Source organism: Bradyrhizobium sp. YCK136 (assembly GCF_044570075.1).
Lineage (GTDB): Bacteria > Pseudomonadota > Alphaproteobacteria > Rhizobiales > Xanthobacteraceae > Bradyrhizobium > Bradyrhizobium diazoefficiens.
On sequence record NZ_CP172424.1, the window covers coordinates 7,868,829 to 7,882,224 of the forward strand.

General features: G+C 65.4%; 11 protein-coding genes and 1 pseudogene. 4 read left to right on the forward strand and 8 right to left on the reverse strand.

Features of this window, described 5'->3' with window-relative positions; all coding sequences use genetic code 11:
* Positions 1–30: 30 nt before the first annotated feature.
* A complete protein-coding gene (gene pcaB, locus ACFLEY_RS37980) occupies positions 31–1,392 on the reverse strand; it encodes a 3-carboxy-cis,cis-muconate cycloisomerase (protein ID WP_011090665.1) in 1,362 nt (453 codons plus the stop codon).
* Between the two features lie 508 nt (positions 1,393–1,900).
* On the opposite strand from pcaB, the gene ACFLEY_RS37985 reads away from it, so the two are divergent.
* Positions 1,901–3,460 carry a winged helix-turn-helix domain-containing protein gene (locus tag ACFLEY_RS37985; RefSeq protein WP_211433669.1) on the forward strand — a complete coding sequence of 520 codons (1,560 nt, stop codon included), beginning with the start codon at positions 1,901–1,903 and terminating at the stop codon, positions 3,458–3,460.
* A gap of 62 nt (positions 3,461–3,522) precedes the next feature.
* On the opposite strand, the gene phnE (ACFLEY_RS37990) is transcribed toward ACFLEY_RS37985, so the two are convergent.
* From phnE (ACFLEY_RS37990) to phnC, 4 genes are all read right to left on the reverse strand, one after another.
* Entirely contained in the window at positions 3,523–4,371 is an 849-nt protein-coding gene (phnE, locus tag ACFLEY_RS37990) for a phosphonate ABC transporter, permease protein PhnE (RefSeq protein ID WP_396604368.1), read from the reverse strand.
* Entirely contained in the window at positions 4,368–5,252 is an 885-nt protein-coding gene (gene phnE, locus ACFLEY_RS37995; protein WP_060908940.1) for a phosphonate ABC transporter, permease protein PhnE, read from the reverse strand. Before phnE (ACFLEY_RS37995) ends, phnE (ACFLEY_RS37990) begins: the two co-directional genes overlap by 4 nt.
* A 75-nt stretch (positions 5,253–5,327) precedes the next feature.
* Positions 5,328–6,263 carry a phosphonate ABC transporter substrate-binding protein gene (gene phnD / locus ACFLEY_RS38000; RefSeq protein WP_060908941.1) on the reverse strand — a complete coding sequence of 312 codons (936 nt, stop codon included), beginning with the start codon at positions 6,261–6,263 and terminating at the stop codon, positions 5,328–5,330.
* A 64-nt stretch (positions 6,264–6,327) separates the two neighbouring features.
* On the reverse strand, positions 6,328–7,137 hold the full coding sequence (gene phnC, locus ACFLEY_RS38005; protein WP_011090670.1) for a phosphonate ABC transporter ATP-binding protein: 810 nt from the start codon (positions 7,135–7,137) through the stop codon (positions 6,328–6,330).
* A gap of 188 nt (positions 7,138–7,325) precedes the next feature.
* Between phnC and ACFLEY_RS38010 the strand changes: the two genes are divergently transcribed.
* The 3 genes and pseudogenes from ACFLEY_RS38010 (at position 7,326) to ACFLEY_RS38020 (ending at position 9,891) form a co-directional block, all read left to right on the forward strand.
* Positions 7,326–7,985 (forward strand): chloramphenicol acetyltransferase, encoded by a 660-nt coding sequence (locus ACFLEY_RS38010; RefSeq protein ID WP_060912709.1) that lies wholly within the window; start codon positions 7,326–7,328, stop codon positions 7,983–7,985.
* Positions 7,982–9,174, forward strand: a pseudogene (locus ACFLEY_RS38015) (alpha-D-ribose 1-methylphosphonate 5-triphosphate diphosphatase). Before ACFLEY_RS38010 ends, ACFLEY_RS38015 begins: the two are co-directional and overlap by 4 nt.
* Positions 9,175–9,192: 18 nt before the next feature.
* Positions 9,193–9,891 carry a DUF1045 domain-containing protein gene (locus tag ACFLEY_RS38020; RefSeq protein ID WP_060908943.1) on the forward strand — a complete coding sequence of 233 codons (699 nt, stop codon included), beginning with the start codon at positions 9,193–9,195 and terminating at the stop codon, positions 9,889–9,891.
* 3 nt (positions 9,892–9,894) lie between these two features.
* Here the strand turns inward: ACFLEY_RS38020 and ACFLEY_RS38025 are convergent, their stop codons facing one another.
* The 3 genes from ACFLEY_RS38025 to ACFLEY_RS38035 form a co-directional block, all read right to left on the reverse strand.
* Complete coding sequence (locus tag ACFLEY_RS38025; RefSeq protein ID WP_082755489.1) at positions 9,895–10,485, reverse strand: hypothetical protein; 591 nt, start codon at positions 10,483–10,485, stop codon at positions 9,895–9,897.
* Positions 10,486–10,568: 83 nt separating this feature from the next.
* Positions 10,569–11,969 carry a selenium-binding protein SBP56-related protein gene (locus tag ACFLEY_RS38030; protein ID WP_060908945.1) on the reverse strand — a complete coding sequence of 467 codons (1,401 nt, stop codon included), beginning with the start codon at positions 11,967–11,969 and terminating at the stop codon, positions 10,569–10,571.
* A 375-nt stretch (positions 11,970–12,344) separates the two neighbouring features.
* Positions 12,345–13,286, reverse strand: coding sequence for a dihydrodipicolinate synthase family protein (locus ACFLEY_RS38035; RefSeq protein WP_211433668.1), 942 nt, complete (start codon positions 13,284–13,286; stop codon positions 12,345–12,347).
* Positions 13,287–13,396 lie beyond the last annotated feature (110 nt).

Here is a 13,396-nt window from a genome sequence, read left to right on the forward strand (position 1 = left end):
AAAGATACGCAGTTTCGCGCATCTTGGTTTTCAACGCGTTGCCGATTTCAGCACCCGGTCGACCATGGCGGGAGCAAGGCCGAGGTAATTTTTCGGTGAAGTGAGCGCATCGATCGTGGCGCGGTCGATTCTGGCAGAGACGCGCGAGTCGGACGAGAGCGCGTCCGCCAGCGTCAAACCTTTCTCGTTGGCGAGCCGGCAGGCGTCATAGACCACGTCATGCGCCTCCTGCCGCCCGATCTGGGGCGCGAGCCCCATCATGACCGCTTCGGCCACAATCAGGCCCCGGCTGATGGCGAGATTGTCGTTCATCTTCGCCTCGTCGACGATGAGGCCCGCGAGCGCGAACCTCGCCTGGTGCAGCGCCCCCGCGGCCAGCACGAAGCTTTCGGGGATCGCCATCCACTCGGCGTGCCAGGGGCCGGTGGCGCGCTCGAAATCCTGCACCATCGCATCCAGCATCAGGCCCGCGTGCTGGCGCACCGCCTTGGACGCCGCCAGCATCAGTTCCGAGGAGATCGGGTTGCGCTTCTGCGGCATGGTCGAGGAGGCGCCACGGCCCTTGACGAAGGGCTCGTAGACCTCGGCGAACTCGGTCGAGGCCATGATCATGATGTCGAGCGCGATCTTGCCGAGCGAGCCGGTGACGAGCGCGAGGAAGTTCACGGCCTCGGCAAAGCCGTCGCGCGCGACGTGCCAGGTCGAGGCGGGAACGCCGAGCTTCAGCTCGTCGCACAGCGCCTCCTGCACCTCAAAGCCCTTGTCGCCGAGCGAGGCCAGCGTGCCGGCAGCGCCGGCGAACTCGCCCACCAGGACCCGCGGCTTCAATTGCGCCAGACGCTCGGCGTGGCGATCGAACATCGCTAGCCAAATCGCGGTCTTGTAGCCGAAGGTCACCGGCAGCGCCTGCTGGAGATGAGTGCGCCCCGCCATCGGCGTATCGCGATGGCGCCTGGAGAGGTCGGCGAGAATCTTTCGCAGCTCCGCGATGTCGCGCTCGACGATCTCGAGCGCGGCACGCAATTGCAGCACTACGGCGGTATCCATGATGTCCTGCGTGGTCGCGCCCCAATGCACGTAACGGCCGGCATCGCCGCATTGCTTCACCATCTGGTGCACCAAGGGCAGGATCGGATAGCCGACGATGTCGGTCTCCTGCCTGAGCAGGTCGAAATCGAGCGCGGCAACGTCGGTCCGCGCCGCGATCTGGTCGGCGGCATCCTGCGGGATCACGCCGCATTTGGCCTCCGCCTTCGCCAGCGCCACCTCGACCTCGGCATAGCGCGCAACCAGCGCGACATCGGAAAACACCTCGCGCATCTCAGGCGTGCCGAAGGCGTCGCGGAACAGCATGGAGTCGAGCACGGTGGTCGAGGCGTGGAGAGCGGGCATGGGCGTTTCTTTATGGTTGGTGTTTTGTGTGGAAGCAGCTTACGCAGGCCGCGCCGTTCGGCAATGGACAATGCCGGGTCATCACACATTCGGAGTCTTGCATTGGTCTCGCCGCCGCGCGTCAAACCATCGGCTCCGTCATCCCCGCGCAACCGCGAAGCGGTTGTCGCTGGAGGTGCGAACCATGCGACGCGACGCGTCGCGTGGAGAGCCTCGAAGGATGGCAGGCCGGGATGCGGGCCGTCGCCCTTCGAGGGCCGCTGAAGAAGCGGCTACCTCAGGGTGACGGGATGCGCGGTCGGCGATATCAGATTGAGTACGTGGCCTGCGACAGCCGACCCCAGCCGCCACATTCCAGTCGAGGCCGCATTCCTCCCCGCAAATGGCATGGCAGCCATCTTGCGATCGCGATGAACCAAGCGGCCTCCCGGTGGACTCACAGACTTAGGCCGGAATCCGTTTTGCTTTGTCATTGCCCCGATGTCGTCGTGAGGTCTGAGTTTTCGACGTGCAGTTTCTGTTCCGGGATCACCTTCTGGACACCGACCGGCGCGAGCTGAGCCGCGAGCAGGTTCCCGTTTCCGTGGAACCGCAGGTTTTCGACCTCGTCGTCCATCTCATGGAAAATCGCGACCGGGTGGTCAGCAAGGACGAGCTGATCGACAAGATCTGGCACGGGCGCAGCGTCTCCGAATCCACCCTGACCAGCCGGATCAATGCGGCACGCAAGGCGGTCGGCGACAACGGCGCGAGCCAGGCGCTGATCCGAACCATCGCGCGCAAGGGTTTTCGTTTCGTCGGCGACGTCGAGACCAAGCTCGCCGCGGCCGCGCCGGAACCCGGCCGGTGGATACAGGCGCCGCAGACGGCGCTCGCACTGCCCGACCGGCCCGCCATCGCCGTGCTGCCCTTCACCAATATGAGCGGTGACCGCGAGCAGGACTATTTCTCCGACGGCATCAGCGAGGACATCATCACCGCGCTGTCGAAGCTGCGCTGGTTCTTCGTCGTCGCGCGCAACTCCTCCTTCGTCTACAAGGGCCGCGCCGTGCACATGCACGAGGTCGCGCGCGAGCTCGGCGTGCGCTACGTGGTCGAAGGCAGCGTGCGGCGCAGCGGCGAGCGCGTGCGCATCTCGGCCCAGCTCAACGACGTCTCGACCGGCAGCCATCTCTGGGCCGAACGCTACGACCGCGAGCTTGCCGACATCTTCGCCGTGCAGGACGACATCACCGAGGCGATCGTCGCCGCGATCGAGCCGCAGCTCTATACGGCCGAGAGCTTTCGCGCCGGGCAGAAGCCGCCGGGCAGCCTGGATGCCTGGGACCTCGTCATGCGCGCATTGTCGCATTACTGGCGCATCACCCGCGAGGACAATGCGGCCGCGCAAGGGCTGCTCGAGAAGGCCGTCGCGATCGATCCCGCCTATGGCAAGGCGCTGGGCCTGCTCGCGACCAGCCATATCTTCGGCGCGCATATGGGCTGGGCCGACATGGCCGCGACCGTGCCGGTCGCCGAACGCGCGGCGCTTGCGGCGGTGGAGGCCGATCGCGACGACGCCTGGGCCCATCACGGCCTCGCCTACACCTACCTGTTCCGCCGCCGCTTCGACGACGCGCTGGCGGAGTTCGAGCTGACCTTGAGGCTCAATCCGAATTTCGCGATGGCGCACGCCTTCTACGGCGTGACGCTGTGCTACGCGGGACGATGGCAGGACGGCGATGCCGCCGCGCGCCGCGCGCTGCGGCTGAGCCCGCGCGATCCGCTCGCGGCGATCTATTGCGGGGTCGCCGCCTATGCCCAGTTCATCGGCCGCAATTACGAGGCAAGCTTGCAGATGGCACGGGAATCGATGCGGCAGCGCGCCGATTTCGTCGGCGCACATCGCGTGCTGACGGCGGCCGCCGGCATGCTGGGTGATCCGGCCCTTGCCGCGTCCGCGCTGGAAGGCTTGCGCCGCGCCCAGCCGGGCATCTCGCTCGCCTGGATCACAAGCGAGCTGCCGATGCTGCTGGAGCAGGACCGCGAGCATTATCTGGAAGGATTGCGGCGCGCGGGGATGGAGTAGACTTCTCGCGCAGCATCGAGAGTGCGCCCTCCCCCCACAAGGGGCGAAGGGAGGCGAACAACCTAAGCCACCGCGCGCCGGCCGATGATCGCGAAACGGAGCTTGCCCGAGATGAAATCGATCGCGGCGACCGCGACCAAGATCATCAGGATCAGGAACGACATCTTCTGCCATTCCAGCACACGGATCTGCTCGGCGAGCTGGAGGCCGATGCCGCCGGCGCCGACGATGCCGATGATGGTGGCCGAGCGGGTGTTGGACTCGATGAAATAGAGCACCTGGCCGGCAATCACGGGCAGAACCTGCGGCAACAGGCCGAAGCGGATCTCGTGCAGTGCGCTGCCGCCGGAGGCGCGGATGCCTTCGACCTGCTTCTGGTCGGCGCCCTCGATCGCCTCCGAGAACAACTTGCCGAAGGCGCCGAAATCGGACACGGCGATGGCGAGCACGCCGGCGAAGGGGCCCAGGCCGACGACATTGATCCAAACAAGCGCCCAGATCAGCGTATCGACGCCGCGGATCGAGTCGAGGAAACGGCGGATCGGGAAGCGCAGGATGTTTGACGGCACCACGTTGCGGGCGGCGAGCAGGCTGACTGGCAGCGCGAACAATGCGGCGAGCGTCGTGCCGAGTAGGGCGATCGACAGCGTCTCGCCGAGCGCCTTCAGATAGATCGGCAGCGAGGAGCCGGGATCGGGGGGGATCATCATCAGGCTGATCCAGCCGAGCTGGCTGAGGCCTGCGACGAAGCGCGACGGCGAGAAGTCGAGATCGACGAGGCCGTACACCAGGACCGCGAACGCCGCGACGATCATCGCCGGCATCGCAAGCCGCGCCGAGGCGGGCCGGTCGAACACGTCAGGATAGCGCGCGCGAAGCTCTCGCGTGTCGACCTCTTGCCGCCGCGTCACGTCCGCGCCTCCCTGCCGAACAGGCGGCCGCGCAGCCAGCCGGTGCTGATGTCGATGACGAAGACGGTGACGATGATGGTGAGCAGGATCGCGCTGACGTCCGAATAGTAGAATTTGCGGATGGCGACGACGAGCTCCTGGCCGATGCCGCCGGCACCGACAAAGCCCATCACCGAGGCTTCGCGAATGTTGATCTCGAAGCGCAGCAGCGCGTAGCTGGCATAGCCCGCTGTCACCTGCGGCACGACGGCGAAGCGCATGCAGGAGAGCCAGCTCGCGCCGGTCGAGCGGATACCCTCGACCGGCTTCATGTCGGCGTTCTCGACGATCTCCGAGAACAATTTTCCGAGCGCGCCGGTGGAATGGATCGCGATCGCAAGCACGCCAGCCATCGGCCCGAGCCCGAAGGCGATCACGAAGATCAGCGCGAAGACGATGCCCGGGACGGTGCGCGCGAATTCGAGCAGGCGCCGCACCGTAAAGCGCAGCCAGGGCGCGGGCGAGGTGTTTTCCGCCGCGAAGAAGTTCAGGACAAAGGCGAGGGTCGCGCCGGTCAGTGTGCCGACATAGCTGATCAGCAGCGTCTCACCCAGCATCTTCAACCATTTGCGCCAGCCCCAAAGCCACTCGCCGACATCGGTCCAGACCCGCTGGCCGTTGTCGAGCGTGAGGATGCGATCGAAATAGCTGACGAAGTTGCCGAGATAGGTGAAGAAGGTGCGCAGGTTCACTTCGGCGCCGATCGCGGCGAGCAGCAGCGCGGCGGCAAACACCACAACTCCGAGCAAGAGACGGAGCCGCCTGCGCGCGACCGCCTGATTGTAAGCGGTGTTCAGCGCAGCCAGTTGCTGCTCGGGCAGGATCGAAACCGCGAGGGTCATCTGTTCAGGAAAGGTGGCCGATCAAAGAGAAAGAGCCGGGTCCATCGACCCGGCTCGAGTAGCTCGTCCCGAAACTCAGGACGCCTTCTTCTTACGCAGTGCATCGACGAACTTGATCAGCTCGATCGTGCCGTCCCAATCCTTGGTGGTGGCGGGATGAAAACCCTTCTTCTGGCCGTCCTGGAGGCGATCGAAGGCCGCCTTGTCCTTGGCCGGCGCGTCGAAGAACGCCTTCGCGATCGCCGCCTTCGCCTCTTCCGGCAGGTCGGAGTTGTAGGCATAGGGGCCGTTGATGATCGGCGCCGACTTGTGGATGATGCGGAAATCGTCCTTCTTCATCGGCGAGCCGTCGGCATTCTTCAGCATGCCCTTGGTCAGCATCTGCGCCAGCGTCAAATCGTCGTCGCTGGTCCACTGGTTGGCCGCGACATCGACCGTGCCCTGCGCCAGCGCCAGGATCGCGTTCTCATGGCTGCCGGTGAAGACGACCTTGCTGAAATAGGTGTCGGCGTCCGCGATTCCCATCTTGTCGAGCTCGAAGCGCGGCACGTTGTTGCCGGACGTCGAGTTCGGGTCGACGAGGCCGAGGTTCTTGCCCTTGAGCTGGTCGATGCTCTTGTAGGGGCTGCTCGCCTTGACGAAGAACACCGAATAGTAGCCGGTCGAGCCGTCGGCGTTGATATCGTTGGCAAAGGCGTCGGTCTTGACGCCGGTCAGGCGGGCGCGGGCGAACGAGGCCGAGCCGTAGCTGGCGATATGGATGTTGCCGGCGCGCTGGCCTTCGATGACGGCGGCGTAGTCATTGGCGATGCGCAGCGTGACCTTCACGCCCAATTCCTTGGAGAGATAGCTCATGAACGGCGCCCAGCGCTCGGTCACGCCCGAGGCGTTTTCCGCCGGAATGACCGCGAAGGTCAGCTCGGGATATTTGGCTTTCCAGTCGTCGGCGGAGGCCGAGGTCGTGAATGCGAGCGCGGCGGCGCCGGCAAGAACTAATCTGCGAGTGATCATGATACCCTCTTCATCGGTTGGGGTCGGTTGACGCAAAAACTGGCAACGACAGAAGCGATGCGGCTCAGGCGGCGGCCGCCGTTCCAAGCGCCGGAATGCCCTCGGGCGCCGGCACGGGCGAGCCGCCCATGACGTCGGTGGCTTCGAGATCGTAGAGCTCGCGCGCGACGTGATCGGTCAGCGCAGACGGTGCGCCGTCGAACACGACACGGCCCTGCGCCATGCCGATCAGGCGGTCGCAATAGCTGCGCGCCAAGTCGAGCGAATGCAGGTTGCAGAGCACGGTGATGCCGAAATGCTTGTTGATGCGCAGCAGCGCATCCATCACGATCTTGGTGTTGCGCGGGTCGAGCGAAGCGATCGGCTCGTCGGCGAGAATGATGTCGGGCTGCTGCACCAGCGCGCGGGCGATCGCGACGCGCTGCTGCTGGCCACCGGAGAGCTGGTCGGCGCGCTGCGCGGCGAGCGCGGCGATATCGAACTGTTCGAGCGCGGACATTGCCAGCGCCTTGTCGTGTTCGGGCCAGGTCTGCGACAGCGAGCGCCAGGCCGGCATCGTCGCGAGGCGCCCCATCAGGACGTTGGTGAGAACATCGAGCCGGCCGACGAGGTTGAACTGCTGGAAGATCATCGCCGAGCGCGCCCGCCACTGCCGCAGCTCCTTGCCGCGCAGCGCTGTGACGTCGGTGCCGTCGAACAGGATGCGGCCCTGCGTCGGCGTCACCAGGCGGTTGATGGTCCGCAGCAGCGTGGACTTGCCGGCGCCGGATCGTCCGATCACACCGACGAATCCGCCGGGGGAAATTTGAAACGAAGCGTCGTCCACCGCGGCTTTTGCGCCAAAGCGGCACGTCAGACCTTCAACCACCAGCATGCAGGGCTCCAGAGTAGCTGGGACCCACCGCTAACGCCGACGCTTGACACTTGTGTGACATGCACGTTTGTGACATGCACGTTGCGGTGCGGCGATCCAACACACCTCATCCCCTGTCATCGCTGCGTCATGACATTGTCATCGAGCCGCTCGAAGAGGAACGCCCGCCCTCACGCTTCGGATACGACATGGCCGGCAAAGCCCTTTCATTCCAACCGACCATCGATCCCTCGGCCAAGCTGCACGAGACCCGGCTCGGCGCCTATACCGAGGTCGGCGCGCGCACGATCCTGCATGACGTGACGATGGGCGATTACTCCTATGTCGTGAACGATTCACAGATCACCTACACCACGATCGGGAAATTCTGCTCGATCGCGGCGATGACGCGTATCAACCCCGGCAATCATCCGATGCATCGCGCGACGCAGGCGCACTTCACCTATCGTTCCAGCGCCTACTTCCCCGGCGAGAGCGACGACACGGAGTTCTTCGACTGGCGGCGCCAGCATCACGTCCATATCGGCCACGACGTCTGGATCGGCCATGGCGCGATCGTGCTGCCCGGCCGTAACATCGGCGCCGGCGCGGTGATCGCGGCCGGCGCCATCGTCACCAAGGACGTGCCCGCCTACACCATCGTCGCCGGCAATCCCGCGCGGATCGTAAGGCGGCGCTTCTCGGAAGAGATCGCCGGACGGCTTGCGCGGCTCGCCTGGTGGGACTGGGATCACGACAAATTGCGTGAAGCCCTGCCCGATTTCCGCAGGCTCGGGATTGAAGATTTTCTCTCCACGTATGAAGCACGGGCACACTCCCCTGCCAGCAAACGAAGCGCGGTCGCGTGACAGACATTTTCCTTGAGGGCGGCCGGGCCCTGATCGGCACCGAGTTGGTCGAGACGTCACTCAGCGTGGCCGGAACGGACATCGCACGGGTCGATGCCGCCCGTGGCCGGGCTCGGCTCGCGATCGATGCGCGCAATCTGCTGGTGTTGCCGGGAATCGTCGATCTGCATGGCGATGCCTTCGAGCGGCAGATGATGCCGCGCGCCGGCGTGGACTTCCCGATCGACGTCGCGCTCGCGGACAGCGACCGCCAGGCGATCAGCAACGGCATCACCACGGTGTTTCACGCCACGACCTGCTCGTGGGAACCGGGCCTGCGCAGCGCCGACAATGCGCGCGGCCTGATGGAGGCGATCGAGCGGCAGCGTCCGCAATTCGCTGCCGACACCCGCTTCCATCTGCGGCACGAGACCTACAATCTCGATGCCGAGGCCGAGATCAGCCAGTGGCTCGCCGAGGGCCGCGTCGACCTGTTTGCCTTCAACGACCACATGGACGGCACCGTCGCCGACATGGCCAAGCCGCGCAAGCGCAACCGCATGGTGGAGCGCACTGGCTTGTCCAGCGAGGATTTTGACGGGCTGGTCGACCGCGTGATCTCGCGCCCGCCGACGTGCCGGCCTCCGTGTCGCGGCTCGCTGCTTCTGCCCGCGCGGCAGACGTGCGGATGCTCTCGCATGACGATGCGACACCCGCGATGCGCCGGGAGTCTCGCGAGCTCGGCGCTGACATCGCCGAGTTTCCGATCAACGAGGAGACGGCGCGGGCGGCAGCGAGCCACGGCGATGCCATCGTCTACGGCGCGCCGAACGTCGTGCGCGGCGGCAGCCACACCGGCTGGACCCGGGCATCCGACATGATCGCAAAGGGGCTCTGCTCGGTGCTGGCGTCGGACTATTACTATCCCGCGCAACTGCTCGCCGCGTTCCGCCTCGCCGCCGATGGCGTGCTGCCGCTGACGGAGGCCTGGAGCCTGGTCTCCGCGGGGCCTGCGCGCGCGACCGGCCTTGCCGACCGCGGCATCCTCGCCGAAGGACGCCGCGCCGACATCCTGCTGGTCGACGACACCGTGCCGCTGCGGCCGCGGCTCGTCGCGGTGATATCAGGCGGAAAGCTCGTGCATCTCACCGATGCGACGCGACTGCTCAGCGCGGCGGCGGCGCCGCGCGAGGCTGTCGTCGCGGCATAAATTGGCTATGCTGAGGCGATGACAGGTTTTCCCCGCTACGCGATCTATTTTGCCGCCGGCGCCGACAGCGCGCTGACCCGCTTCGGCGCCAAGCTGCTCGGCTACGATGCCTACACCGGCGACGAGGTGCCGTTTCCGCCCGAGGCGCTGCACGTTGCACCGGACTGGCGTGACGTCTCCGCCGATCCCCGCAAATACGGCTTCCATGCCACGCTGAAGGCGCCGATGGCGCTGACGCCCGGCAGCACCGAGGCGGAGCTTATGGCGGCCTGCGCGACATTCGCCGAAACGGCGCGGCCGGTCCCGGCCATCCGCCCGATCGTCGACACCATCAGCGGCTTCATTGCCGTCATCCCGGCCGAGCCGGTCGATGCGCTCCAGCAGCTCGCCGCCGATTGCGCCCGTGAGTTCGATTCCTTCCGCGCCGCCCTCACCGCGGAGGACCGCGCGCGGCGCAGGCCGGAGAAGCTGAGCGAGCGGCAGCGCGAGTATCTCGACCGCTGGGGTTACCCCTACGTCATGGAAGAATTTCGCTTCCACATGACCCTGACTGGGCGGCTGGATGCAGAGCGCCGCGGACCGATCCTGGAGATGTTGCGGACGCGGTTCGCGTCGCTTCGTCTGGGCACGCTGGCGATCGACCGCCTCGCCCTGTTCAGGCAGGACGAGACCAAGGCGCGCTTCCGCATCATCGGCGAGTGGGCTTTGGCGCGGTAGACCTCAGCGCCAGCTCGCAAGATTGAAGGCGAGCGCCACCGCGCCAACCAGAACGAGGCTGGTCGCCCAGACTGCATCCAGATTGAACCAGCTGCGCGAGACGAACCTCAATCCCAGATAGCGGTAGACCAGCCACGCCAGAGATCCGCCGGCGCTGACCATGGCGGCAACGTGCACCAGGGACACCAGCACCGCCATCCCGAGACTTGCCTTCATCAGCGCGCCCGCCTCATGGCCGGCATCGAGCTCGAGGGCCTGGCAGAGCCCGAGATAGATCGGCACGAGCATCAAGGCCGCGCCGTGGGCAATGGCAACGGCGAATGACCAGAGCGCCAATTGCGTTGGCGGAATTCGTGCCAGCGCGCGGGGATGGCGGTGCTCGATCAGCCGATAGACACCGAAGCCGATGACGAGAAGGCTCGCACTGATCTGGATCGAACGCTGCCACTCGGCCAGCACGAGCAGGAACGCGAATGGCAGCAGCACGAGAAATGTTGCCAGGAGATGTCCGGCCGCCAGGGCCCACAACGCGCGGAACAGCGCGCGTGGGCTCTTGTCCATGAGCCCGGCCGAAACAGCGAGCGGCCATCCCATTCCCGGGTTGACCCCGTGGTAGAGACCGCTCGCAACAAGAGCGAGCCAAAGCCAGCCAAGCGCCGGGCTCGCGTGCGCCCCATCTAGACCGACGGGTAGCAAAAGGAATCCGTCGAACAATCGCCGCCCTCGAGCCTGATCTGGTGCGCACGATATCCGTCGGGGAAGCTCACGAAATAGTCCTTGTCGAGCTCGAGGCCGCCGTTGCCGCCGACATTGGCCATGACTTCCACGCCCGGAACCCCGTCGGGATAGAACTGATCGTCCCAGGTGGAATAGAGCGAATTGGTCCAGTACACGCGCCTGCCGTCGCGGCTGATCTCGACCATCTGCGGACCGGCGGCAAATGCCTTGCCGTTCGGATGGGGGGTGCGGCGCGCGATGCCGCCGATGTGGACCGAGCCCGCAAGCTTCGGCTTTCGCGGATCACTCACATCGTACTGGCGCATTTCACCCGTGCCCCAGCACGAGACATAGAGGAACCGGTCATCCATCGACAGGTCTATGTCGGTCACCAGCGGCGGCACGGCGCCAAATCCCTGCAGCAGCGGCGGGAGCTTCTCCTTTGGCGCAGGTTCGGGAGGGATCGTCGCCGTCTTCTCGGCATGGAATTTTCCGCCTTCGCGCCACCAGGTCCAGATCGATGCTTCGAGGTTGGTGGTGTCGACCACAACGCCAACGAAGCCGTATTCGCGAACCGGATCGTGCGCGGGCCGCACCTCCAGCGCCATCTGATGATTGGCGCCGAGGTCGATGGTCTGGACGTTGCGACGGGCGCGAAGGTCCCAGAAGTGGAGACGATGGCCATATTTGTTCGACAGCAGATCTTCCGGAACGATCCCGTTCTCGAACTGCGGCGGCAATGCCCATTCGCTCGTCACCATGTAGTCGCGCGGCAGATTCCACCAGAAGTCATAATGCAGCGTCTGCGGGCCACGGTCGATCTCCCATCGTCCAAGGACCTCGAACGTCTCGCAATCCATGATGAAGACGCCCGGAGGTCCGTTGGTGCCGTCCTTGCCGCCGCCGCCCAGCGTGCTGACATAGATGCCGTCCGGCCCGCAATGGATGGTGTGCGGGCGCGAGTAGCCGGTCTTCTTGAAGACTTCCTCCGGTTCGATGATCTTGTGGATCTTGGCTTTGGTCGGATCGGGCTTGGTATCGATGATGTAGATCCGCGACGAGCGCAGCCCGGGGATGATGAGATAGCGCCGCTCGATGAAGGCGTGTCCGGCGAGCGGCGACAAGGCGGAAGAGCAGGCATTCCAGCCGAAGTGATGAAACTCGTCGCCTTTGTTGGGCATCGTCACGGTGTGGATGATCTGGCCATAGGTCGGCGATCCCGGCTTGACGTCGATGACCGCAAGAGCATCCGGCTTTGAGAAATCCGGACTGAGCAGCAACGTATAGGCAAAGTTCTCCGCAGGTGCTTCCATCGCAAGCTTGGGCGATGCGTGAAAGGTGGGATCCGGCCTCATCGTCATGGCACTGCCTCCCTGTTCTGTCGGTTCGCGCCAATCTGGCTCGGGACAGCGGCATAATGAAGAACTGGTGCGCGATGTCTTGAGCTGCTCCGCGGGCTTCGTTGGCGAGCCTACAATATGTCATCGCCGGGCTGCGGGAAACGGCCCGAGCCGCGCCAATTCGACGCCTTCCGCCAAATGGAAGCCGGCGGGATCAGGCCAGGGCCCCTCACACTCGGTGTCGTCCCGGCGAAGGCCGGGACCCATACCCCCAGGGAGCGGTTTGGCGAAGGCTAGTAGTAAAAGTCTTCCCGCGGTACCAACACCTGCGTTCACCGATAGATCACGCGGTATGGGTCCCGGCCTTCGCCGGGACGACGACTGGGGAATTGGCCGCTACTTCCCCCACCGCAGCGCCAGGGCATCCCGCTCCTTCGCCAGCTCCAGCAGCCCCGCGCGCGTCGCGGGATGCAGCGGCTGGAGCGGATGGCGCACGGCGTCCGATTTGATCACGCCGCCGGCCTGCATCATGGCCTTGCAGGCGATCAGGCCGCATTGGCGGTTCTCGTAGTTGATCAGCGGCAGCCAGCGCTCATAGGCGGCTTTCGCTTCCTCGCGCTTGCCGGCGAAATAGGGATCGATGATCTGACGGATGCCGTCGGGATAGCCGCCGCCGGTCATGGCGCCGGTGGCGCCGGCGTCGAGATCGGCGAGCAGCGTGATCGCCTCCTCGCCGTCCCACGGGCCCTCGATATCCTTGCCGCCCGCCTCGATCAGGCTGCGGAGCTTTGCCGCGGCGCCCGGCACCTCGATCTTGAAATAGCGGATGTTGGAGAAGTCGCGCGACAGCCGGGCGAGCAGCTCGACCGACAGCGGCGTGCCGGCCACCGGCGCGTCCTGGATCATGATGGGAATATTGATCGCGCCGGAGAGCACCTTGAAGAATTCGACGATGCCCTTCTCCGGCACGCGAAACGTCGCGCCGTGATAGGGCGGCATGACCATCACCATGGCGGCACCGGCCGCTTCGGCCTGCTTGCTGCGCGCCGCACAGACGGCCGAGCTAAAATGGGTCGTGGTGACGATGACGGGAACCCGGCCCGCGACATGCTCCAGCACCGCATGCATCACGGTTTCGCGCTCGGCGTCGGTGAGCACGAACTGCTCGGAGAAATTGGCGAGGATGCAGAGGCCATTCGAGCCTGCATCGATCATGAAATCGATGCAGCGGCGCTGGCCCTCAAGGTCGAGCTCGCCGCGCTCGTCGAAGATGGTGGGCGCGACCGGGAACACGCCGCGATAGGGGCGCTGGGCCTTGTGGTGGGGCGTAACCGGCATCGAACTCTCCATCCCTGATATTCCTGCACATCTAACGCCGCACTCTCGCGGCACGACAGATGTACTCGGGGCGCGGATCGGCGGCAATGCCGATCCGCGTTCCGTTGGAA